Origin of the sequence: Burkholderia sp. BCC0397 (genome assembly GCF_902832865.1) — a bacterium.
In the GTDB taxonomy this organism is placed as follows: Bacteria; Pseudomonadota; Gammaproteobacteria; order Burkholderiales; family Burkholderiaceae; genus Burkholderia.
The window spans coordinates 864512-886836 of record NZ_CADFDL010000001.1 but is presented as its reverse complement, the minus strand read 5'-3'; the positions used below and the strand labels follow the sequence as shown (position 1 = coordinate 886836).

Below are 22325 nucleotides of genomic sequence, written 5' to 3'. Positions count from 1 at the left end.
GGAACCGTCAATAGGGGCAGGTGTCTTTATAACCCGAAATGACCGTGGAATTTGATACGTCAGTTTGATGTGGCGAACCGCACAGATATGGGTTGTAGCGGCTATCGTTGTCGATAAAGCGCTTCATCCACGCAACGCCATATTTTCCAATAATCGGTTTGTTTTGGTCGCTACCCTGCGTGCTGGCACATAGATGCTGGCCATTTGATATTTCAAGATATGCCTTGTGATTCTGTTCGGGTATCGCGCTGTAATACGGAATCGCATAGGATTTGGGTGGGGCGACCTGGTCTTCCTGGCATCCGATGATCAATGTCGGAATGGTTATTTTGGAGAGGTCCGGGTTGCCTGACGCAATTTTCGGCACGAAAGGAATGGCGGCTTTGAGTTGCGGATGGGTCGTTTCAGCGATGAGCGTGCCACCGCCGCCAAACGACCCGCCCATGATGCCGATACGATTCGTGTCGACCTTCCCGTAGATCTCGTTGCCAGTCGTTGTGCTGAATGTTTTCAACTGCGCTACGGCAGCCATGATTTCCTTCGCGCGTTGAGCCGGTAAGTCGTAAATGTTGGTCGTATCGATCGTGTAAACCACGAAGCCGTTCGAGGCCAGCCTGGGTCCCCACCAACTGATATTGGATTGGGTCGCACCATAACCTGGAACGACAACGATACCCCCCGTTGCAATATTTACATTGGCCGGGTAATAGACTGTCCCGCCGCCATATCCTGTCGCTTCTGACGATGGAATAGTCGTCGACGTATAGCCGAATGGCCCGCTGCTCGCCTCAAGGCTGCTGGCAGTGGGATCGGGGCCGATCGCATATGGATTTCCACCGGCCGACTGAGCACGTCCGGCCAAAGGCAATGAAAAAATGAGGACGAGTAATACGATATCCTTAAGGAAAACATTCCCCCTCATATTTCCCGAAGAGTGAGCAACCATACGTTGAAGTTTATTCCACGTGATCATGTTCCTCGCCTTATAGATCTATTTCAAATAAAAATCGCCTGACTCGAATTACCTCGTTGATGGGTGTCGATTATGTTCTGATTACGCTTCAACATGGCTTCCTGTCACTCTGCCTCTCATTGGAGAGCGCTCCCTTCGATGAGTTGAAACGGCCTTCGTCTATTATTTTGTCGGGCAGTACTTTCGCAGTACCAGATCGGCACCTTTCTCGCCGATCATGATCGCTGCCGCGTTGGTATTCGCAGATGTGATGGTGGGCATCACCGAAGCATCGATGACGCGCAGGCCCGCTATGCCCCGCACACGAAGCGCGGCGTCGACGACCGAGCGCGAATCGCTGCCCATGCGGCACGTACCGACCGGATGAAACACCGTACCGCCCTTCTCCCGCGCGAAGCGCGCAAGATCCGCATCACTTCGCAGGTCATTGCCCGGCAGATATTCCTCGCCAGTCACCAGGTCGCGAAAGGCCGGTTGACGGTAGATATCGCGCAACATCTTCAGGCCCTCGACCAACACCCGAATGTCATGAGGCTCGGTAAGGTAATTGGACACGATACGGGGCGGCGCCGACGGATCGGCCGAGCGCAATCCTACGCTTCCGCGCGACTCGGGCCGGCACTGTGTCGCCGATGCGGAAAAGCCGGAGAAGCGGTGTAACGCATCGCCCGGCTTGTCCACCGACAGTGGCATCACGTTGAACAGCACGTCGGGACGTGCGTCTTTGGCTACCGGCGTACGCACCATACCGCCGACCTGGCCGGCACCAACGGTCAGCGGGCCGCGCCGGCCAAACAGCCACTGCGCGCCCATGCTGGCCAACGCAAATGGGTTGCGGACCTGGTCGTTGAGCGACATCCTTTCGCGCAACTTGACGATCACGCGCGCCTGGTAATGGTCCTGCAGATTGGCGCCGACTTCGGGTGCATCGACGTGTATCGGAATGCCGTGGGCACGTAGCATCCCGGCCGGACCGATACCCGAGAGCTGCAGCAACTGCGGGCTTTGCAGGGCTCCGGCCGACAGAATCACCTCGGCCTCGGCGCGCGCTGCGTGTATCTCGCCGTCTTGCAGCCATTCGACACCGACTGCCCGTCCCCGCTCAATCGCGATGCGGGTCACGTGTGCACCGGTACGCACGTCCAGATTCGCGCGTAACCGCGCCGGCTGCAGGAATGCAGTGGCGGCGTCGCAGCGCCAACGGCCGCGCAGCGTGAGTTGGTACGCTCCCAGGCCTTCGTCGTGTGCGCCATTGAAGTCGTCGCAAGCAGGCAGGCCCGCCTGCGCACCGGCTGCTAGCCAGGATGCGCAGTAGGGGTGATCGTTGCGCAGGTCGGAGACGCAGAGTTCGCCGTCGTAACCGTGATACTGATTTCCACCGCCCGCGTAGCACTCCGACTTCCGGAAGAAAGGCAATACGTCGCGATAGCTCCAGCCGTCAGCGCCGGCGCATGCCCAATCGTCAAAATCGGCCTTCTGGCCGCGGATGTAGAGCAGGCCGTTGATGGCGCTGGAGCCACCCAGCACGCGCCCGCGTGGCCAGACTATGCGTCGGTGCGCGGTCTCCTCCTGCGGCTCCACCTCGAACTGCCATGAGAACCGTGGATCGTAGATCGAGCGGAAGTAGCCTACCGGCAGGCGCAGCCAGAAATGGCGGCTCGCGCCCCCCGCCTCCAGCAGCAGCACGCGTTTATCTGGATCGGCGCTCAGGCGGTTGGCCAACACGCAGCCGGCCGATCCTGCGCCGATGACGATGTAGTCCCAGCCATCCCTTGTGCGCATCTTCGTCAGGCCCTCACGACTTCGCGGTAGATCGACGGATCGAAGTACTGGCCGGCCTTCAGTGAATCGGGAATGCCGCTGTTCTTTACAAAGAAGTCGGTCACCTGCTGCAGCCATCGGGTGGCCGTACCGTCGACATACTTCACGTGCCAGTCGGCCGAGGAATAGTACCTGGAGGCTTTGAACTGCTCCTTGAAGTCGGCCAGCGGAATGTCCTTGTACTGCGCCTTCTGGAGTGTTTCCGCCGCTGCGTCCGGATGATTGACGATGTAGTCGTTGACCGGAACCCATGCGGCCACCAGCCTGCGCAACGTGTCTCGATTCCGCTCGTAAAAATCGTTGCGGGCGGCCCAGCCGTCGACAATGGCCGCCTGTGGGAAGAAGGCCGACGCGTCGATCAGCTTGCGCGCCCCCGGCGCCTTTTGGCGGACCGTGGCGTCGAAAGGTGTCCACTGGGCAATCGCCGGCACAGCACCCGCAATAAACGAAGTGACGGCATCAGTCATGCGCTGGTTGACGACACGCACGTCGTTCGCCGGATCCAGACGGGCAGAGCGTAGTGCCCGGTCGAGGAACACGTGTGCTGTGGTGCCGGTGCTGGTAGCAATCTGCCTGCCCCTTAGATCCGCCAGCGAACGGATGCCCGCGTCGCCACGCACCCAGAGCTGCGCGGTAGCATATTCGATGTCGTTGAGCAGAAACACCTTGCCCTGCCCGCGCGCCGGGAAATTCGACAGTACCGCGCCGGCGGACACCACGTCGAGGCTGCCGCCAATCATTGCCTGAAAAAGTTCCAGTCCGGTGGCGAACTGCACCAGTTCGAGTTCCAGTCCCTGCCGGGCGAAGCTGCCGGTCTGCTGGCCAAGCCAGATGTGGCCGTCGACCGCAGGGGTGTGCAAATAGCCGACCCTGACACGGGTGCGCGACTGCGCAAACAGCGGCGCGCCGGTGATGGCGGCCGCAGCCCCGACGGCTGTACGGACAAAGCGTCTTCGCTCGATGAGCATGGTTTCTCCCCGAAAAATGGCTGGTGCTACAGGCTCTGGCCGCCGTCAGTCCATCGACTGTCCGGTTTGCTGCGTCTGTACGGCATACTCCTCCATGACGAGCGCACGGATGTGGGCACGTAGCTCACCAAAGCGCCGGTCTTCGTACACGCTCTCGGTGCGCGGGTAGCCGAAGGGTACGTCGATCACGGCGCGGACACGTGCCGGCCGCGCTGTGACAACGATGATGCGCGAGGATAGATAGATCGCCTCGTCCACCGAGTGCGTGATCAGCAGTACCGTTTTTCCCTCGGTCTGAAGTACTTCCAGCAGCAGGTTCTGCATCGCGCTGCGTGTCTGGTCGTCGAGTGCGCCAAACGGCTCGTCCATCAGCAGGAACTGAGGTTGCACCGCATAGGCGCGCGCGATCGCCAGCCGCTGACGCATGCCGCCAGACAACTGTTTGGGGAAATGGTCGGCGAAATCCTTCAGCCCCATGAGTGCCATGTAGCGCTGGACGATTTCGTGGTGCCCAGCCCTGGGTATCTTGCTACCCGATAGCTTCAAACCGAAGGCGATGTTCTGCCGCACTGTCAGCCATGGGAAGACGCCGTATTCCTGGAAGATCACGCCACGGTCCGGGCCCGGGCCTGCCACCGGCCGGCCATCGAGCAGCACCTGCCCGCTGGTCGGTTGCGCGAAGCCACCCAGGAGATTCATCAATGTGGTCTTCCCGCAGCCCGAAGGGCCGACGATCGAGATGAACTCTCCCTGGCGGATGTTCAGCGATACGTCGTCAAGCACACGAATCCGGCCTTGCGGGGTGTAAAACTCCATCGACACGTTACGAAACGAGACGCGCACTGGGGCGTCGGTAGGGAACGTTGCGCTCATGCGATGCGGTCCTGCCACGCGACCAGTCTGTGGCTGAGGGTGCGCAACACCAAATCCATCGCCAGCGCGATGAAGCCGATGCAGGCTATCCCGACATAGATGATGTCGAGCTGGAAAAATGCCGATGCATTCTGGATCAGCGCACCCAGTCCCTGCTGTGCGGCAATCAGTTCGGAGGCTACCAGCGTGGCCCACGCTACCCCCAATGCCACACGCACGGCCGTCAGCATATGCGGCACCGTCAGCGGCACCACCACCTTCCCGAAGACCTCCAAGTCATTCGCGCCCAGTGCGCGAGCCACGCGGATGTAGACCGGGCTGATCTGTGCAATACCTTCATACATCACGATGACCGCGGCGAAGAAGGAGGCATAGAACAGGATCACGGTCTTCGCCACCTCGCCGATACCAAAGTAGACGATGGTCAACGGAATCAAAGCGATGGGTGGAAGGGCGCGAAAAAAATTGATGACCGGGTTGATGAAGCTGCGCAGGCCTTTGTACCAACCCAGGCAGAAGCCCACCGGCACCGCTAGCAACGAGCCAAATGTAACGCCGATAAGCACGCGCTGCGTGGACATCCAGACGTCGCCGAGAAGGCGGCCACGCGCCAAATTCAGGAACCTCGCTGCCACCTCGAGTGGCGCCGGCACCAGGGCCGGGTTCACCAGGCCGCTGGAACGTACCGCATACCACAATAGCAACAGCAATCCCCAAGGAGCGAGAATCAGCGGAATGCGAGGCAAAACCGACCGGATAGACATGAATGCGTTCTCTAACAAAAAAACGAAAAATAGTGTTTGCGACTACGTGCGCTCGCTTCCATCCTGTTGTATTATTGACCGAACGTCCTAGTTGTTAGAACCATTTTTTTTGAATATGCAAATACCATTGATGCGATCGACGGATCATCTTCGCTTCGCCAGGAGTCCCGCTCCCCTGTATCTGCAGATAGCGGACGTAATGCGTCAGCGAATTTCCCGCGGCGCCTGGCCCGTGGGTCACCGGCTACCTTCGCTGGAAAAGCTGATGGCGGAGTTCGGCGTGGCCCGCATTACCGTCCGCCAGGCGGTAGAACTGCTGGCGCGTGACGGCCTCCTTTCTTCACAGCAAGGACGTGGCACCTTTGTCACTGCGCAGCCCGCCAACGATCGCTGGCTGAATGTAGTGACTTCGCTGGATGCGTTGTCGCGGGTTTATCAGGGCACCAAAACACAGATCATCGCGATTGACGAATCAGCCGCTGCGCCTGTGCTGGGTGACGGTGAAGGCGTCCCGGTTGAACGCTACGTCTATATGCGCCGTGTGCATTCGCGCGACGGGCGTGCCTATTGCGTGATCGACATCCATCTTGATGAAAAAATTTTCCGCCGTTATCCGAAGCGATTCCGCGAAGAAACAGTGATCCCGTTGCTGACTTCGATGAAGAATGTAACGATCGCCAAGGCGCACCAGGTCCTGACCGTGGGGACTGCCGGCGTCGAGGTGGCACACCTGCTCGATGTACCGTTAAACGCTCCGGTGGCCGAGGTGCGCCGAGTTTTCCGCGACGAGAATGAGCGGGTGATCTATCTCGGCGAAATCGTCTACCGGGGCGATGCGATCCATGTGGAAATGAACCTGAAGCCATGAGCGAGCCGGCCGTTGAACTGCCGCGCATGCCGCTGGCCGTCGCACGGATTGAGGCGATGGTGTTTCGCCACCCGCTCAAGACGCCTGTGCGTACATCTTTCGGCGCCATGCACGATCGGCCCGCCCTTTTCGTGCGGGTCGAGGATAGCGATGGCGTCGTGGGCTGGGGAGAGGTCTGGTGCAACTTCCCTGGATGCGGTGCTGAACATCGCGCACGTCTGGTGGAGACAATCATGACTCCGCTGTTGGTCGGCAGGCGCTTCGACGGCCCGCAGGCTGCCTTCGCTTATCTAAGCGAATCGACTGCCGTGCTCGCCATCCAGTCGGGCGAGTATGGGCCGATCGCACAGACCATCGCAGGCATCGATCTGGCACTCTGGGATCTGGCTGCTCGCAGGCAAGCCCAGCCTTTGTGGCGCTATCTTGGTGGCAACCGTAGCCGCGTCCCCGTGTATGCCAGCGGTCTGAACCCCGAGCGACCGGAGGAGATCGCCCTTCGGCGGCGCGACGAGGGCTATCGCGCCTTCAAGCTCAAGGTCGGCTTCGGGGAACGCGTGGATCTGGCGAACCTCGACTCGATACGAGACGCGCTGGGCAGCGGCGCAATGTTGATGGTCGATGCCAATCAGGCCTGGACGTTGCCACAGGCGCAGTACATGATCGCGCGACTGTCACCTTACCGGTTGGCCTGGCTGGAAGAGCCGCTACGCGCCGATCGACCGTGGTCCGAATGGCAGGAACTGAAACGAAGCACAAGTCCGGCATTAGCTGCAGGTGAGAACCTTGTCGGCAACGCTGCTTTTGATGCGGCACTGCAGTCTCGGGCGCTTGGAGTGCTGCAGCCGGATGCTGCCAAATGGGGCGGCATATCCGGCTGCTGGCCAGTGATTCGCCGTGCGCAAGCGGTGGGGGTGCGCTACTGTCCGCACTATCTGGGAAGCGGTATCGGCCTTCTGGCGTCTGCACATCTACTGGCCGCCGCTGGCGGCGATGGGTTGCTGGAGGTCGACGCGAATCCCAATCCGCTGCGCACGGAACTCTGCCCGGCGTTGCATCGGATTGAGGAGGGATATCTCTCGCTTGGCGAGGTACCGGGTATCGGGGTCGAGCCGGTCCCGGAGCAGATCGGGCAGATCGTTGCAGCCGCCGGCGATTACGACGGCTACAAGGTCTGATCCGCTTTCGAGGATCAGGGTCATAGCACGCGCGCCATTCGTCGATTTTGCTGTGAGCATCCGCCAGTGGCAAGAACCCATGCGTGTTCAGGCATGCCGGCCGGAAGCTCCCGTATCAACTTCCTCACCACGAACGGAGAAAACATGGCGACATACCAAGAACTTCTCGCAAAGCGCACCGCACTCGAAGCGGAAATCAACGCGGCCAAAAGGCCTGCGCGGGAATCGGCATTGAAGGAGGTGCGCCGGCTCGTCGGCGAATTCGATATCAGCGTCCGGGAGATCTACGGCGCGCGCCAAACCCGCAAGCGGAGCCACCCCGACGTAAAGTATCGCGATCCCAAAACCGGCGCGACCTGGAGCGGCCGGGGCCGGCCGCCTGCATGGATCGAGGGTAAAGACCGGGCGCTCTTCGAAGTCCCGCAAAGCGCCACCCGGTCTTGAACTCCCGCGAAACACCGGATACACACACCGTGTGCCGGCTGCGGCCGCTGCCAGTGACTACCGAGTAGCCGACCGCAGCATGCTTTCCCTGTATCTTGAAATGTTATCCTTCCCGCCATAAAGAAGAAGCCGAGCAAGAAAAAGGCCACCTCGCCCAAGACACACGCGGCACCCGAACCGCCCCTCCCCACATCCGTTCCCGTTGCCCGGCAAGCCGGGTATTCGCACGTCAGCCAGCCGATTCATCACCGATTACGCCGGCCGCACGTTGCACCGTTACTTTCCTGCGGAGACGCGATGACACCTCGAATCGACCGACGAACCTTCCTGATGTACAGCGCATGCAGCGCAGTGCTGCCGCTTCTCGCCGCGTGCGGCGACGACAACGGCACGCCACCGGCCCGATCACGCGCCATCGCATCGGGTCTTGGGGGAAATGCCGGCCTGCCCGTCCATGCCTTCGACGAAAACGACTTGCTGGTTCCCGGTTTCAAAATGAAGCTCGGCGAAATCAAGACGCAAATCGAGCAATACCAGCCGGCGGCCATCGCGATTGCGGATGTCGTCAATGCAGCGTTGTCGGCCGATACGCTGCCGGGACTCATCGCATTCGGCGAAGTCACGATCAAGGCACTCGCCTCGTTCATTCCGGCCGCCGGGCCGCTGGTCGGCGCAGTATTGAACCTGTTGTTCGACCACCTGAATACGCTGTTCGAGCGCGGGCCGGATGAAGAAACGATGATCCGTCGCATTGCGACGGACGAGATTTCGAAAAACAACGTCGAGATCATGCGGCAGACGCTGGCGGGCATCAACGACGACTTGCACTTCCTCGTCGAATTCGTGCGAAGGAACGCGCCGCCCTACTCGGCGTCGATGTCGGACGCCATCGTCGCGAAGTTCGCGGCGTTCTGGAGCGGCTGCACGATGCTCACGCCGATGTTCCTGATCAAGGGTTCCGAATATCAGGGGCTGACAATGCACGCGCTCGCCTGCGGCGCTCAGGTGTCGATGTATGGCGTGTACCTGTCGATGCGCGACGAACTCGCTCTTGCGCCCGACACGGTCGCCGCGACACTGGGCGAGATGCGCGAGAAGATCTACCGGTACCAGAACGCCATGCAGAAAGTGCTCGCCGAGCGCTTGAACTCGCTTTCCGATCCGTCCAAAAGGAACGAGTACGTCCGCAACTTCTATACGCTTGGTTATGCGAAGTTTCTCGAATCGGCGAAGAGCTACTTCACGGCTTTGCACCAGACGAAGATCGACTTCCGCAACTCGATGGAGATCTACACCCACGACGTCGTACGCAGCACGGCCGACGCCACGCTCCCGTCTCGCACGTCGTACGTGACGGACCTGCTCGCAATCTGCCATTGCGGTTACGGCGGCGATCCGCGCGTCGTCCGCATGAATCAGACCTTCGTCGACGGCGCCGGCCGATCGACACACATCGACGCGCAAGGTTGCACCGGCGACTTCGACGGCGTGTCGGGCAGCCTGCTCGCGATTCAGCACTCGTTCGCCGCGAATCAGTCGGCAGGCGAGTTGACGGATGGCCTCGGCTGCATCTGGAAGGCGGCCGTCCGGGGAGCGATCGTCAGCCGTAACGCAAACCAGATTCTCTATGCGCTGCAGATGCAGGACGGCACCGGAACACGCTATTCGGCGGCAACCGACGGATACGGCAACGTCCTCGATCTGGTCGACAATCCGGATTACATACAGTCGTATACGCCCGGCAACGCGGCGAAGCTCGAGCCGGGGTATTTCGTCTCGGCATTCCTGACCGAACCGGGCACCTATTCCGACAAGACGTGCCGCGAGGATTCGAGCCGCAGCGTTCCGTACGCCGGCATGGCACTGCGACACTACTCGTCTGCATCGCAACTCGCGGAATTGCACGGCGCCGACGTCGGCCTCGAACTCGACCTGACCTGCGGTTTCAGCCTTGCGGATTCGTCGACGCTCGGCGCACCGACCGCCTATCCGGACGTGATGATCGGCAAGTCGATCCTGGTCGGCAAGCACCTGACCTTCGTCGTGACGAACCGAACCGCGGCACCTGTCGCCTGCCGCCTTATCCCGCTTCTGGCAGACGTCCGGACGACCGCAGACACGTTCGTCAATCTGACGCTCGTGACGCCTGACGCGCAGCGCACGCTCGCGTCGGCCACGCTTGCCGCGCACGGAAGCGGACCCGCGCTGCTTGGCGAGGACGGTCGGGAATTCTTCCATTACGAAGCGAACGACGTCTTTCCGTTCGCACCCGGCGTGAACCATGTGCAAATCGCACGCGGCGCGGATCTCGGCGAAAACGCATTTCGCTTCGCGAGCTTGCTCGTCGTGCCGACGCGAACATGAGCCGGCAATGCGCATGATCGGGACCCCGGCGCGGCAGCCTGCACACGTTGCGTCGTCCGTCTCGAACTGCGCAGAGTGGCCAGCGAACAGCGCGGTGAAGCTGTTCGCGTCGTGTGCGCGTGCCGATCGCCGATCCCGTGCTGTTGCGCGAACGCGAGAAACCACGCGCGCTTTTATCCCAAGCCTCACCCATCGCGACAACTTGCTGCCGCTTCTCGCGCTCCTGTGCCTCGCAGGCAACTCGCTGCTCCGCCCTCGATACGCGCGGATCCTTGCCTTCATCGACAAGCGTCTTCATCCTCGCCGCTTCCGAACGCACGGCCGCGAGATCCCATGTTCTCGGATCGCCAATCGTCAAACGATCCGTTTTCCCCAAAAGCCGGGATTCGAACACATATGCCCACGCACCAGCTGACGTCACGCTCAAACCCAACCCAGGCGCTTTCGCGTCCCAGCAGATCGTCTGCTTCTTGTTCTGGTCTCAACGAAATGCATCGACGCGCGCCACGGTAAAATTCTCTCGCTTCATTTCGCCCCATCCATGTAGGCACCATGTAGATACCATCGGCAAATTATGCCAATCCAGGTCAACATCGATCAGCATGGATTCAAGCGGACGACTACAAAAACTATTGATTTACTTATATTTTTCCTCACCCGGACCATGATCTACACGCTCGCCACCACACACATCCGGGAACTCGAAATCCGCAAGAGCCGTTTCATCGCGTACGCGGTTCCCGTCGACGACCGCGATGCCGCGATGCAGGTGCTGCAGCGCCTGCGCAACGAGCATCCGGCGGCCACCCACGTGTGCTGGGCGCTGCTGGCGGGCGGCCAGTCGGGCATGTCGGACGACGGCGAGCCGTCGGGCACGGCGGGCCGGCCGATCCTCGAAGTGCTGCGCCATCACGACCTCGACGGCGTGCTCGGCGCGGTCGTGCGTTACTACGGCGGCGTGAAGCTCGGCGCGGGCGGCCTGGTGCGTGCGTACACGGACGCGATCGCGTCGGCGCTGCTCGATGCCGAACGCATCGAACGCATTCGGCACACGCGGCTCGCGATCGAGATCGGCTATCCGGAAGAGGCCCGCGTGCGCCGCTGGATCGAGCAGGCCGGCTACGAGCTGGTGGACAGCGCGTACGGAATGACGGTGAAGCTCGTGATCAAGCTGCCCGAAACGGCCGAAGCCGCCGCAAGAGCCGAACTGTTCGATCTGACGCAAGGACGCTCGGGCTTCCCCGCACTATAAGACGGGCAGATTCCCGTGAAAAATCGGATGCGTCCGATAGAAAACCCGCGCGCTGAAACTTAATCTCCCCGTGTTGCTCGCGACGCGTTCTGCAAACGTCTGGCCGGGCGTGCAGACATGCGGCCCATCGCGCGCCTGCCAACAATCAGAATTCAGCTACGGGGATATCGGACGCATGCAACTGCAAAAACTGCAAGCCCAGCTCGCGGAACTCGATAGACGCATCCGGGCGGCGCGCCGCCGCGAACGCCAAGCAGCACTGAGGCAGGTACGCCAGATTGTGACTGACCATGCGCTGACCGCGCGGGAAGTCTTCGGGCAGAGTTACAGCGATCGCGCGAAGCTGTTCACCATCGGCGCGAAATATCGCGATCCGGCGACGGGCGCCACCTGGAGCGGACGCGGTCGCCCGCCCGCCTGGATCGCCGGCCGCGACCGCGCCGCGTTCCTGATCCGGGAGTAACGCGCGCCGCGTTGCACGGCGCGCCTCCGTGGCCGATCCAGCCACCCCGAACCGCTCAATAAACGTCCGGCACGATCATCGTGTCCGGCACCGGCCGGCGAATGTAATCCTCGTGATGCTCGCGCTGCGGCAGATCGATCGTCGGGCGCGGCACCTCGTGGTACGGCACCTGGCCGAGCAGATGGTGAATGCAGTTCAGCCGCGCGCGCTTCTTGTCGACCGCCTGCACGACCCACCACGGCGCCTCGGGAATATGCGTGCGCTGCAGCATCTCTTCCTTCGCGGCCGTATAAGCCTCCCAGCGGCGGCGGCTTTCGAGGTCCATCGGGCTCAGCTTCCACTGCTTCAGCGGATCCGCGATACGGCTCTGGAAGCGCGCCTCCTGCTCGTGATCGGTGATCGAGAACCAGTACTTGACGATCTGGATTCCGCTGCGCACGAGCATCTTCTCGAACTCGGGCACCGACCGGAAAAATTCCTCGTACTCGTCGTCGGTACAGAAATTCATCACGCGCTCGACGCCCGCGCGGTTGTACCAGCTGCGATCGAACAGCACGATCTCGCCGCCTGCCGGCAGATGCGCGACATAGCGCTGGAAGTACCATTGCGTGCGCTCGCGGTTGTTCGGCGCGGGCAGCGCGGCGACGCGGCACACGCGCGGGTTCAGGCGCTGCGTGATGCGCTTGATCGCCCCGCCCTTGCCGGCCGCATCGCGCCCCTCGAAAATGACGACGAGCCGGTGCCCGGTGTTCACGACCCAGTCCTGCAGCTTCACGAGCTCGCCCTGCAAGCGGAACAGCTCGCGGAAATATTCCTTGCGCGCCTCGCGACGCTCGGGCGAGAACAGGAGGTCCTCGCCGTCGTCGAAGCGGCGGTCGTCGAGCTCCATCTCGAGCTCTTCGTCGTATGCGTCGACGAGATCCTCCTCGAAACGGCGCTGGCGCGCTTCCATCGAGCTCGTATCGGTAAGGTTGTCGGTCTCGGTGCGGGTATCGTTGTCGCCCATGGGGCCTCCTTCCATTATTGACGCAGCCAAACTCCGCCATTATCCCAGCGTCGCGCGTCAAATTCATGAAAACGGGCGCCACGCCCGTCAGAAGTGGCATGCGGGCAGCACGCCGGCCCGCCCGCGCGATCCCCGCCGGTTCGCCGCGCGTCAGTCGGGCGGCGGCAGTACGACCGTGTCTTCCGGCCCGAGCACGCGGCCGTCCTGCGAACGCAGCTCCAGCTTCCTGACCGGCAGGCCGGTTTTCCGGTCGACGAGCAACACGTGTGCCTCATCCGGTTCGAAGAAGAAATCCTCGCCCCACTGCCGCAGCGCGACGAGCAACGGAAACAGCCCACGCCCCTTCTCGGTCAGCACGTATTCGTGATGCGCGCCGCCGTCCGCGGCCGGCACGACGTCCATGATCCCGTGCGCGACCAGGTTGCGCAGGCGCGCGGCCAGGATGTTCTTCGCGAGGCCGAGATTCTTCTGGAATTCGCCGAAGCGGCGCAGCCCGTCGAACGCATCGCGGACGATCAGCAGCGACCACCAGTCGCCGATCGCGTCCAGCGGGCGGGCGACGCCGCAAAGGGAATCTTCGTGCGTGGTGCGTCTGTTCATCGGTGCATGCGGTGATGCCGTGGCAGGGATATGGGCCGAACGACGGGCGTTTTCGTTGAAGCGAATGGTTGCAATATAAAACTAGACCAGGAAAAGATCAATTCAGTGGCTCCGACTGTTCGGGATCGACGAACGGAACGACCCGCTCCACCCCGGATTGATACATGGATTCATACCGTTCCGCCGATAAAGTCACGCGTGGCAGTTTTCCATCGCGTCACTCCACTCGATCGGCGCCGCACCCGACAACTGCCCTCGTGATTTATTCGGTTGCAACTTGAAACCACATCACCTACGCTTCGATTCAGTTTCAACTTGAAACCAACTTGTCCGACTACCCGAAGGAGCGTTCGATGATCCGGTCCGATGCCACGTTCGACGGCACCTTTCCCTTCGCCCCGCTTTTCGACGACGCGTCCGGCTTCCGGATGCACTACGTGGACGAAGGCCCGCGCGACGGCGAAATCGTCCTGTGCCTGCATGGCGAGCCCACATGGGGTTATCTGTTCCGCCAGCTGGTGACGGCGTTGAGTCCGGCGTATCGCGTCGTCGTGCCCGATCACATGGGCTTCGGCAAAAGCGCGACGCCGCAGGACCGCAGCTACTGGCTGCAGGATCACATCGACAATCTCGAGCGTTTCGTGCTCGCGCGCGACCTCGATCGCATCACGCTGGTGATGCACGACTTCGGCGGCCCGGTCGGCATGGGGCTCGCCGCGCGGCATCCGGACCGGATCCGGCGCATCGTGCCGGCCAACGGACCGACGCCGTTCGGTCAACCCGATCTCGTCGAGCGCCTGAATGCGAACGGCCGCGATGCGCCGTGGTTCCAGTGGATCATGCGCGCGGCGGCCGACGATACGCTCGAAACGGCGCTCGGGCAGCTCGGCTTCAACATCCTGAGCACGCTGAAACTGAACGGCTTCGAGAGCCACGCGATCATCACCGATACGTGGATCGCCGCATACGGCGCGCCGTTCGCGCAACCGGCCGACTGTCTCGGCGCGATCGGGTGGGCACGAGGGTTCGCGGCCGGCGCACACCGGTTCGAGGAACCCGACGCGGCGGCGCTGCGCGCGATACGCGACAAACCCGCGCTCGCGATCTGGGGAGACGCCGACCGAACGCTCGGCGCCGAACACTTCCTGCCGCTCTTTACCGCGCTGTTCCCGTCCGCGCCCATCGAGCGGCTGGCGGGCGTCGGGCACTACTGCTTCGAGGATGCGCCCGATGCCATTGCCGCGCGGATCGCGGACTTTATCCGGACGACCGGCTAAAAAAATTCGGCAGCCGGATCGAAACACCGGCTGCCGAACGGCGCGCGCGGCCGCTTTCGCCGACGCGCACGCATCGCTTCACGTCAACGAATAACCCGCGTCACGCCCCGCCCGCGCGGATCGGCCATCGCTTCCGGCGTCTTGCCGTCGATCTTGATGACCTGGATGTCGCCGCTGAAATCCTGCCCCTTCAGCGTATAGCCGCGCGCCTCGATCTGCTTCGCGAGTTCGCCTTCGATCGGGTGGTACGGCTCCCAGAAGATCGTGTTCGGCGGCAGCAGCTGGTGATGGAAACGCATCGCGCCGACCGCTTCCTTCAACGGCATCTTGAAGTCGTAGATGTTGTTGATCACCTGAAAGATCGACGTGAAGATCCGCGAGCCGCCCGGCGTGCCGATCACCAGCGACACCTTGCCGTCCTTCGTCATGATCGTCGGCGACATCGACGACAGCGGGCGCTTCTTCGGTTCGATCGCGTTCGCGTCGCTGCCGACCACGCCGAACATGTTCGCAACGCCCGGTTTCGCGGAGAAGTCGTCCATCTCGTCGTTCAGCACGATGCCCGTGCCGTCGGCGATCACGCCCGAGCCGAAATAGCCGTTGACCGTGTACGTGTTCGACACCGCGTTGCCCCACTTGTCGACCACCGAGAAGTGCGTCGTTTCGGCCTTCTCCGGCATCGTCGTGCCGAGGCCCGGCTGCACGCTCTTCGTGTCCGACGGCTCCTTCGGGTTGACCTCGGCCGCGCGCTTCGCGATGTACGCGTCGTCGGTCAGCTGCGCGATCGGCACCTTGTAGAAGTCGGGGTCGCCGAGATACTGCGCCCGATCGGCGAACACGCGCTTCTCGATTTCCGCGACGAGGTGGATGTACTGCGGCGAGTTGAGCTTCACGCCCTCGAAGTCCTGCTTCAGGTCGGCCTTCATCTTCAGCAGCTGCACGAGGCCGATGCCGCCGGAGCTCGGGGGCGGCGCGGTGATCACGTCATAGCCGTTCCACTTCGCCTGCACCGGCTGGCGCCACACCGCGCGGTACTGCGCGAGATCCTCGGTCGTGATCAGCCCGTTGCCGTCGCCGGTCTTCATCGAAGCAGCGATCAGTTCGGCCGTCTTGCCCTTGTAGAAGCCTTCCGCGCCGCCGTTCGCGATGCGCGTCAGCACGTCGGCGAGATCGGCCTGCTTGAAGTTCACGCCGGCCTTCAGCCCGGAGAAGTACTTGTCGAAGTTGGTCTTGCCGCCGAACTCCTTCGAGGCGTCGACGCCGCGCTGCGCCAGTTGCTCGTCGACGACGAAGCCGTCGCGCGCGTAGTGGATCGCCGGCGCGAGCACCTGCTTCCACTTCAGCTTGCCGAAGCGCTTCTGCGCTTCCCACATGCCCGCCACCGTGCCCGGCACGCCGACCGCGCGCGGGCCGTACAGGCTCATGCCCTTGACGACGTTGCCGTCCTTGTCGAGGTACATGTCCTTCGTCGCGGCGAGCGGCGCGCGTTCGCGGTAATCGATGAAGTACGGCTTGCCGTCCTTGTAGATCGTCATGAAGCCGCCGCCGCCGATGTTGCCGGCTTCCGGGTACGTGACGGCGAGCGTGAATGCGATCGCGACGGCCGCGTCGATCGCGTTGCCGCCTTCCTTGAAGATCCGCTCCGCGGCATCCGCGCTGTACTTGTCGGCCACGGCCACCGCGGAGCTCGTCAGGATCGCGGGCTGCGGCCCTTTCGCGTAGGCGGGCGCGTTCGGCAGGAAGCCGATGCCGGCCACCGTCGCCAGCACGGCGGCGGATGATTTGAAGCGATTCAGCGTAGTCATTGCATGTCCCCCATGTGGATCTCTGTCAGGCACGACGAGCACCTGATCCGTGGATGGCCGCTGGCGCGCCGACGGCCATATGCCGGCTTCGTAGTATAGAGGGACAAAAAGGGTCGAACACGCGGCGGCGGCGAACGCGTGCCGGTTGTGTGCGCGCGGTCACGTTGCAGCGCCGCGACGCACACGGGGATCGTTCGACATCGCCTGCAACGCGCGCCATCGCGCAACGCACAAAACCGAAAGTTGCGAACCACGCGGCAGCCCCCGCAGCGCGTGAAAAAAAATCTGCGAAGGACCCGCCCGCGGCACAGGCCGATCTGCGAAGATAGCGCCCCGCTTCCGCGCCGCACCATCGGTTCGTGCGCGCGCCGCTTCACGTTGCTTCGTCTCGCTCCCTATGGCATCACACAATGCGCATCACGCGTCCGGCTTCGCAGCCGGCGTCGCCGCCGCCGTCCTCGTCGCGCAAACCGGCGCAACCGGCCCGTGGCACTCGGGCATGCTCGCCGCGTTCGCGGCGGGCGTCGCGGGCGGCACCGCGCCCGACTGGCTCGAAGTCGCGTGGTGGAGCCGCAAGCGCCGCCTGTGGATCACGCATCGCACCATCACGCACTGGGGTATCGGCTGGGTCGCGCTGCTCGCGCTCGGCTGGCACGGGCTCATCCATCATCCGCATCCGCTGTGGGCCGCGCCGCTGTTCGGCTTCGCCTGCGGCGGCGTGATGCACCTGCTTGCCGACTGGCCCAATCCGCTCGGCGTACCGTGGATCTGGCGGCGCCATTCGCTCAACCTGTGGAACAGCGGGCATTGCGACCTGATCGTGGTGGCCGCCGCCTGGGGCGGCACGCTGTGGCTCGCGCAGTCGCTGTGGTCGCGTGCGCCGCTGATCGAACACTGGCTCGGCTGGCTGCATCGCGTCTAGTTGCAATTCGACACAATTCGGCACGCGATCGGCGTGCCGACGCGCACGCAACTTTCCGTCCATTGAAAGTGCGGTGCAGGCCCTCATCTGAGGGTGAATCGTCGGCACGCAGGCCCGGCACGCACCCGCGGCGTCTGGCACACTGACGATTCGATTCGCATGCGACGCATCCGCACGCTCGCACCCTATTTCAACGCTCCGATGGACGTCACAGCTACCCGCCCTGCCGCCCGTGCGCTCGACGTGTTCCACCCGGCCGTCGCCGCGTGGTTCCGCCGCACGTTCGCCGCGCCGACCGGCGCGCAGGCGCTCGCGTGGCCGCACATCAAGGCCGGCCGCTCGACGCTCGTCGCCGCGCCGACCGGTTCCGGCAAGACGCTCACCGCATTCCTGTGCGCGCTCGACGATCTGGTGCGCGATGCGCTCGCGCACGACGGCACGCTGCCCGACGCGACGCTGGTCGTCTACGTATCGCCGCTGAAGGCGCTGTCGAACGACATTCACGTGAACCTCGATGCCCCGCTCGCCGGCATCGCCGAATCGCTCGCGCAACTCGGCCTGCCGGTGCCGGCGATCCGCACCGCGGTGCGCACCGGCGACACGACGCAGGCCGAGCGCGCCGCGCTGCGCAAGCGCGCTCCGCACATCCTCGTCACGACACCCGAATCGCTGTACGTGCTGCTGTCGTCCACGTCGGGGCGGCAGATGCTGTCGAACGTGCGCTCGGTCATCGTCGACGAAATCCATGCGCTTGCATCGTCCAAGCGCGGCAGCCATCTCGCGCTGTCGCTCGAACGCCTCGACGCGCTGACCGGGTGCGCGCTGCCGCGCATCGGGCTGTCGGCCACGCAAAAGCCGATCGACGCGGTCGCGCGCTTCCTCGTCGGCGGCCCGGCCGACGCGCCGCGCGACTGCACGATCGTCGACACCGGCCACACGCGCGAGCGCGATCTCGCGCTCGAACTGCCGAACGTGCCGCTCGAGCCGGTGATGGCCACCGACGTGTGGGAACAGGTGTACGACCGCATCGCCGGGCTCGCGGCTGCGCATCGCACGACGCTCGTGTTCGTCAACACGCGGCGCACCGCCGAGCGCATGGCGCGCCATCTCGCCGACCGGCTCGGCAAGGACGCGATCGCCGCGCATCACGGCAGTCTCGCGAAGGAGCACCGCTTCGACGCCGAGCAGCGCCTGAAGCGCGGCGAACTGAAACTGCTCGTCGCGACCGCGTCGCTCGAACTCGGCATCGACATCGGCGACGTCGATCTCGTCTGCCAGGTCGGCTCGCCGCGCGGCATCGCGCCGTTCCTGCAACGCGTCGGCCGCTCGGGCCACCATGTCGGCGGCGTGCCGAAGGGACGGCTGTTTCCGCTGTCGCGCGACGAGCTGGTCGAATGCGCGGCGCTGCTCGATTGCGTGCAACGCGGCGAACTCGATGCGCTGCGGATTCCCGAAGCGCCGCTCGACGTGCTCGCGCAGCAGATCGTCGCCGAAGTCGCGTGCACGGAATGGCAGGAAGACGCGCTGTACGCGAGCTTCACGCGCGCCGCGCCGTACGCCCGGCTGACGCGCGAGCGCTTCGACGAAGTGATGAAGATGCTCGCCGAGGGGTTCACGAGCCGTCGCGGCGTGCGCGGCGCGTACCTGCATCGCGACGTGGTCGGCGGCACCGTGCGCGGGCGCCGCAACGCGATGATGACCGCAACCACCTCAGGCGGCACGATCCCCGACATGGCCGACTACGCGGTGCTGCTCGAACCGCAGGGCATCCAGGTCGGCACCGTCAACGAGGATTTCGCGATCGAGAGCCTGGCCGGCGACGTGTTCCAGCTCGGCAACCAGTCGTACAGGATCATTCGCGTGGAAACGGGCCGCGTGCGCGTCGAGGATGCGCAAGGTCAATCGCCGAGCATTCCGTTCTGGCTCGGCGAGGGGCTCGGGCGCAGCGACGAACTGTCGGCGGCGGTCGGCCGGCTGCGCGCGCGGCTCGACGGGCTGTTCGCCGAAGGTGATCGTCATACGGATGCCGCTGGACGCAAGCCCGCGAGCGGCGACGCGGCCGGCAAGACGGGCACGCGCGACAATGCAAGGAAACGCGCGGAAGCGGAAGCCGGTGCCGTGACCGATGCGCGAAGCAATGCTGGCGGCACAGCGAGCGGCACAGCGGAAAGCCGTCTCGCGCCCGCGTTGCGCTGGCTCGTCGACGATCTCCGCCTGTCGCCCGATGCCGCGCGCCAGATCGCCGACTACCTCGCGCGCACCCGCGCCGCACTCGGCGCCTTGCCGACACAGGACACGCTCGTGATGGAGCGTTTCTTCGACGAATCGGGCGGCACGCAGCTCGTGATCCATTCGCCGTTCGGCAGCCGGATCAACCGCGCATGGGGGCTCGCGCTGCGCAAGCGCTTCTGTCGCAACTTCAACTTCGAACTGCAGGCCGCCGCGACCGACGACGCGATCATCCTGTCGCTGTCACTCGCGCACAGCTTCGCGCTCGACGAAGTGTGGCGCTACCTGCGTTCGGCCAGCGCCGAGCATGTGCTGACCCAGGCGCTGCTCGACGCGCCGATGTTCGGCGTGCGCTGGCGCTGGAACGCGACCACCGCGCTCGCGCTGCCGCGCTTCACCGGCGGCCGGCGCACCGCGCCGCAACTGCAGCGGATGAAGAGCGACGATCTGCTCGCGACGGTGTTCCCCGATCAGGTCGCGTGCCTCGAGAACATCGTCGGCGAACGCGAGATTCCGCATCATCCGCTCGTCGACCAGACGCTTGACGATTGCCTGCACGACGCGATGGATACCGACGGCTGGCTCGCGCTGCTGCGCCGGATCGAAAGCGGCGCGATCGAGCTCATCGCGCGCGATTTGCCCGCGCCGTCGCCGCTCGCGGCCGAGATCCTGAACGCAAAGCCCTATGCGTTCCTCGACGATGCGCCGCTCGAAGAGCGCCGCACGCAGGCCGTGCAGTCGCGCCGCTGGAGCGATCCCGAATCGGCCGACGATCTCGGCGCGCTCGACGCCGACGCGATCGACGCGGTGCGCGACGAAGCGTGGCCGCTGGTGCGCGACGCCGACGAAATGCACGATGCGCTGCTCACGCTCGCCTGCGTCGCCGACAGCGAGGCGCACGCCCACGCAGGCTGGCCCGAGCGACTCGCGGAACTCGCGGAACGCCGCCGCGCGACGAAACTCGCGACGCCGGGCGGCGCCGCGCTGTGGGTGCCGGTCGAGCGGCTCGTCTGCGTGCGCGCGCTGCATCCCGACGCCCGCGCGATACCGGCGCTCAAGGTGCCGGCCGCGTGCGCGCAGCCGTGGGAAGCCGATGCGGCGCTCGTCGACGTGATCCGCGCGCGGCTCACCGGCTTCGGGCCGCTCGCGCTCGACGCGATCGCCGCGCCGCTCGGCCTGCCGTCCGCGTCGATCGCGACGGCGCTCGCGGCGCTGGAGCGCGAAGGCTACGTGATGCGCGGCCGCTTCACGCCGGGCGCGACGACCGACGAATGGTGCGAACGTCACCTGCTCGCGCGCATTCATCGCTATACGGTGAAGCGGCTGCGTCGCGAGATCGAGCCGGTCGAACGCGCCGATTTCATGCGCTTCCTGTTCCACTGGCAGCACCTGACGCCCGACACGCGCGGCACCGGCCGCGACGCGCTGGCCGCCGTGGTCGAACAGCTCGAAGGCTACGAGGCCGCGGCGAGCGCGTGGGAAGACGCGCTGCTGCCCGCGCGGCTCACGGACTACACGGCAGGCGGCCTCGACGAACTGTGCCGCTCGGGCAAGCTGGTGTGGACTCGCATCGGCGTGCCGGCGCGCGCGACCGGCACGCCCGTGAAGACGACGCCGATCGTGCTGCTGCCGCGCCGCCATCTTTCCGCGTGGCAGGCGCTGCGCGATCCCGATGCGCAACCGGCGCTATCCGCACGCGCCACGCAGGTGCGCGACGCGCTCGCCGCGCACGGCGCGATGTTCTTCGACGCATTGCTCGACGACCTGCACATGCTGCCCGTCGAACTCGAACAGGCGCTCGGCGAACTCGTGTCGGCCGGCCTCGTGAATGCGGACAGTTACGCGGGCCTGCGCGCACTGCTGAAGCCGGCCGTCAAGCGCAGCGCGACCTATGCGCCACGTACGCGACGCGGCGGCGCGCTGATCGGCGGGATGGACGACGCCGGCCGCTGGGCGCTCGTGCAGCGTCAGGCACCACCGGACGACGACGCGCCCACGCCGAAACGCGGCCCCGCCACGACCGATCCCGACGCGCTCGAACATATCGTGTGGACGCTGCTGCGCCGCTACGGCGTCGTGTTCTGGCGCCTGCTCGAACGCGAAGCCGACTGGCTGCCGAGCTGGCGCGAACTCGTGCGCGTGCTGCAGCGCCTCGAAGCACGCGGCGAGATTCGCGGCGGCCGCTTCGTCGCCGGGCTCGCGGGCGAGCAGTTCGCGCTGCCCGAGGCCATCCCGATCCTGCGCGAACTGCGACGGCAACCGGGCGATGGGCAGTACATATGCGTGACGGGCGCCGACCCATTGAACCTCGCCGGCACGCTGCTGCCCGGCGACAAGGTGCCGGCGCTGGCCGGCAACCGCGTGCTGTTCCGCGACGGCGTGCCCGTCGCATCGCTGGTCTCGGGTACGTTCCACTACGCGCCCGAGCTGTCGCCCGCCGCGCGCGAGGACGCGCGCCTGCGGCTCGCGCGTTCCTGCTGACATCGGCTGACACGCAAGCGGCACGAGACTACTGATCGCC

17 protein-coding genes and 1 pseudogene are annotated in these 22325 nt (G+C 64.4%); 9 read left to right on the top strand and 9 right to left on the bottom strand.

What is annotated here, in order from left to right; translation table 11 throughout:
* Window positions 1–7: 7 nt before the first annotated feature.
* The 5 genes from HWX03_RS04015 to HWX03_RS03995 all read right to left on the bottom strand — a co-directional run bounded on the left by HWX03_RS04015 (window position 8) and on the right by HWX03_RS03995 (window position 5399).
* Entirely contained in the window at window positions 8–973 is a 966-nt protein-coding gene (locus HWX03_RS04015; RefSeq protein ID WP_175870324.1) for a dienelactone hydrolase family protein, read from the bottom strand.
* Window positions 974–1135: 162 nt separating this feature from the next.
* Window positions 1136–2755 carry a GMC family oxidoreductase N-terminal domain-containing protein gene (locus HWX03_RS04010; protein ID WP_175870323.1) on the bottom strand — a complete coding sequence of 540 codons (1620 nt, stop codon included), beginning with the start codon at window positions 2753–2755 and terminating at the stop codon, window positions 1136–1138.
* 5 nt (window positions 2756–2760) lie between these two features.
* Complete coding sequence (locus HWX03_RS04005) at window positions 2761–3762, bottom strand: ABC transporter substrate-binding protein (protein WP_175870322.1); 1002 nt, start codon at window positions 3760–3762, stop codon at window positions 2761–2763.
* A gap of 45 nt (window positions 3763–3807) precedes the next feature.
* Window positions 3808–4635, bottom strand: coding sequence for an ABC transporter ATP-binding protein (locus HWX03_RS04000; RefSeq protein WP_175870321.1), 828 nt, complete (start codon window positions 4633–4635; stop codon window positions 3808–3810).
* Window positions 4632–5399 carry an ABC transporter permease gene (locus HWX03_RS03995; protein WP_175870320.1) on the bottom strand — a complete coding sequence of 256 codons (768 nt, stop codon included), beginning with the start codon at window positions 5397–5399 and terminating at the stop codon, window positions 4632–4634. The genes HWX03_RS04000 and HWX03_RS03995 overlap by 4 nt, the downstream gene beginning before the upstream one ends.
* A gap of 115 nt (window positions 5400–5514) precedes the next feature.
* Between HWX03_RS03995 and HWX03_RS03990 the strand changes: the two genes are divergently transcribed.
* The 4 genes from HWX03_RS03990 (at window position 5515) to HWX03_RS36830 (ending at window position 10250) form a co-directional block, all read left to right on the top strand.
* Complete coding sequence (locus HWX03_RS03990; RefSeq protein WP_175820674.1) at window positions 5515–6267, top strand: GntR family transcriptional regulator; 753 nt, start codon at window positions 5515–5517, stop codon at window positions 6265–6267.
* Entirely contained in the window at window positions 6264–7442 is a 1179-nt protein-coding gene (locus tag HWX03_RS03985; RefSeq protein ID WP_208449928.1) for a mandelate racemase/muconate lactonizing enzyme family protein, read from the top strand. The genes HWX03_RS03990 and HWX03_RS03985 overlap by 4 nt, the downstream gene beginning before the upstream one ends.
* Before the next feature lie 144 nt (window positions 7443–7586).
* Window positions 7587–7886, top strand: a complete 300-nt coding sequence (locus tag HWX03_RS03980; RefSeq protein WP_175819458.1) for an H-NS histone family protein — start codon at window positions 7587–7589, stop codon at window positions 7884–7886.
* Window positions 7887–8183: 297 nt separating this feature from the next.
* On the top strand, window positions 8184–10250 hold the full coding sequence (locus HWX03_RS36830; protein ID WP_244132569.1) for a hypothetical protein: 2067 nt from the start codon (window positions 8184–8186) through the stop codon (window positions 10248–10250).
* 256 nt (window positions 10251–10506) lie between these two features.
* Here the strand turns inward: HWX03_RS36830 and HWX03_RS37170 are convergent.
* Window positions 10507–10683 (bottom strand): annotated as a pseudogene (locus HWX03_RS37170) (Arm DNA-binding domain-containing protein); the annotation flags it as partial.
* 231 nt (window positions 10684–10914) lie between these two features.
* Here HWX03_RS37170 and HWX03_RS03970 point away from each other — a divergent pair.
* Both HWX03_RS03970 and HWX03_RS03965 read left to right on the top strand, forming a co-directional pair.
* A complete protein-coding gene (locus tag HWX03_RS03970) occupies window positions 10915–11502 on the top strand; it encodes a YigZ family protein (RefSeq protein ID WP_175870319.1) in 588 nt (195 codons plus the stop codon).
* 175 nt (window positions 11503–11677) lie between these two features.
* Window positions 11678–11965, top strand: a complete 288-nt coding sequence (locus tag HWX03_RS03965; RefSeq protein WP_175870318.1) for an H-NS histone family protein — start codon at window positions 11678–11680, stop codon at window positions 11963–11965.
* A 55-nt stretch (window positions 11966–12020) separates the two neighbouring features.
* On the opposite strand, the gene ppk2 is transcribed toward HWX03_RS03965, so the two are convergent.
* The gene (gene ppk2 / locus HWX03_RS03960) at window positions 12021–12971 is read right to left on the bottom strand and encodes a polyphosphate kinase 2 (protein WP_175819453.1); all 951 of its coding nucleotides are present in this window, start codon (window positions 12969–12971) and stop codon (window positions 12021–12023) included.
* Window positions 12972–13121: 150 nt separating this feature from the next.
* The gene (locus tag HWX03_RS03955) at window positions 13122–13571 is read right to left on the bottom strand and encodes a helix-turn-helix domain-containing protein (protein WP_006479218.1); all 450 of its coding nucleotides are present in this window, start codon (window positions 13569–13571) and stop codon (window positions 13122–13124) included.
* A 353-nt stretch (window positions 13572–13924) separates the two neighbouring features.
* Here HWX03_RS03955 and HWX03_RS03950 point away from each other — a divergent pair, with 353 nt between their 5' ends.
* Window positions 13925–14848, top strand: coding sequence for an alpha/beta fold hydrolase (locus HWX03_RS03950; protein WP_175870317.1), 924 nt, complete (start codon window positions 13925–13927; stop codon window positions 14846–14848).
* A gap of 83 nt (window positions 14849–14931) precedes the next feature.
* Here HWX03_RS03950 and ggt read toward each other — a convergent pair whose 3' ends face one another.
* On the bottom strand, window positions 14932–16653 hold the full coding sequence (gene ggt / locus HWX03_RS03945) for a gamma-glutamyltransferase (RefSeq protein WP_175870316.1): 1722 nt from the start codon (window positions 16651–16653) through the stop codon (window positions 14932–14934).
* Window positions 16654–17050: 397 nt separating this feature from the next.
* Between ggt and HWX03_RS03940 the strand changes: the two genes are divergently transcribed.
* Window positions 17051–17575, top strand: a complete 525-nt coding sequence (locus HWX03_RS03940; protein WP_126366625.1) for a metal-dependent hydrolase — start codon at window positions 17051–17053, stop codon at window positions 17573–17575.
* 201 nt (window positions 17576–17776) lie between these two features.
* Window positions 17777–22285 (top strand): DEAD/DEAH box helicase, encoded by a 4509-nt coding sequence (locus HWX03_RS03935; protein ID WP_175870516.1) that lies wholly within the window; start codon window positions 17777–17779, stop codon window positions 22283–22285.
* Window positions 22286–22325 lie beyond the last annotated feature (40 nt).

Excerpts from the sequence above, each read along its gene's own strand:
- HWX03_RS04000 (WP_175870321.1), bottom strand. The coding sequence starts at position 4,635 with ATGAGCGCAACGTTCCCTACCGACGCCCCAGTGCGCGTCTCGTTTCGT.
- HWX03_RS04015 (WP_175870324.1), bottom strand. The coding sequence starts at position 973 with ATGATCACGTGGAATAAACTTCAACGTATGGTTGCTCACTCTTCGGGA.
- HWX03_RS04005 (WP_175870322.1), bottom strand. The coding sequence starts at position 3,762 with ATGCTCATCGAGCGAAGACGCTTTGTCCGTACAGCCGTCGGGGCTGCG.
- HWX03_RS03995 (WP_175870320.1), bottom strand. The coding sequence starts at position 5,399 with ATGTCTATCCGGTCGGTTTTGCCTCGCATTCCGCTGATTCTCGCTCCT.
- HWX03_RS03990 (WP_175820674.1), top strand. The coding sequence starts at position 5,515 with ATGCAAATACCATTGATGCGATCGACGGATCATCTTCGCTTCGCCAGG.
- HWX03_RS03965 (WP_175870318.1), top strand. The coding sequence starts at position 11,678 with ATGCAACTGCAAAAACTGCAAGCCCAGCTCGCGGAACTCGATAGACGC.
- HWX03_RS03935 (WP_175870516.1), top strand. The coding sequence starts at position 17,777 with ATGGACGTCACAGCTACCCGCCCTGCCGCCCGTGCGCTCGACGTGTTC.
- HWX03_RS03955 (WP_006479218.1), bottom strand. The coding sequence starts at position 13,571 with ATGAACAGACGCACCACGCACGAAGATTCCCTTTGCGGCGTCGCCCGC.
- HWX03_RS36830 (WP_244132569.1), top strand. The coding sequence starts at position 8,184 with ATGACACCTCGAATCGACCGACGAACCTTCCTGATGTACAGCGCATGC.
- HWX03_RS03970 (WP_175870319.1), top strand. The coding sequence starts at position 10,915 with ATGATCTACACGCTCGCCACCACACACATCCGGGAACTCGAAATCCGC.
- HWX03_RS03940 (WP_126366625.1), top strand. The coding sequence starts at position 17,051 with ATGGCATCACACAATGCGCATCACGCGTCCGGCTTCGCAGCCGGCGTC.
- HWX03_RS03980 (WP_175819458.1), top strand. The coding sequence starts at position 7,587 with ATGGCGACATACCAAGAACTTCTCGCAAAGCGCACCGCACTCGAAGCG.
- HWX03_RS03985 (WP_208449928.1), top strand. The coding sequence starts at position 6,264 with ATGAGCGAGCCGGCCGTTGAACTGCCGCGCATGCCGCTGGCCGTCGCA.
- HWX03_RS03950 (WP_175870317.1), top strand. The coding sequence starts at position 13,925 with ATGATCCGGTCCGATGCCACGTTCGACGGCACCTTTCCCTTCGCCCCG.
- HWX03_RS04010 (WP_175870323.1), bottom strand. The coding sequence starts at position 2,755 with ATGCGCACAAGGGATGGCTGGGACTACATCGTCATCGGCGCAGGATCG.
- ppk2 (WP_175819453.1), bottom strand. The coding sequence starts at position 12,971 with ATGGGCGACAACGATACCCGCACCGAGACCGACAACCTTACCGATACG.
- ggt (WP_175870316.1), bottom strand. The coding sequence starts at position 16,653 with ATGACTACGCTGAATCGCTTCAAATCATCCGCCGCCGTGCTGGCGACG.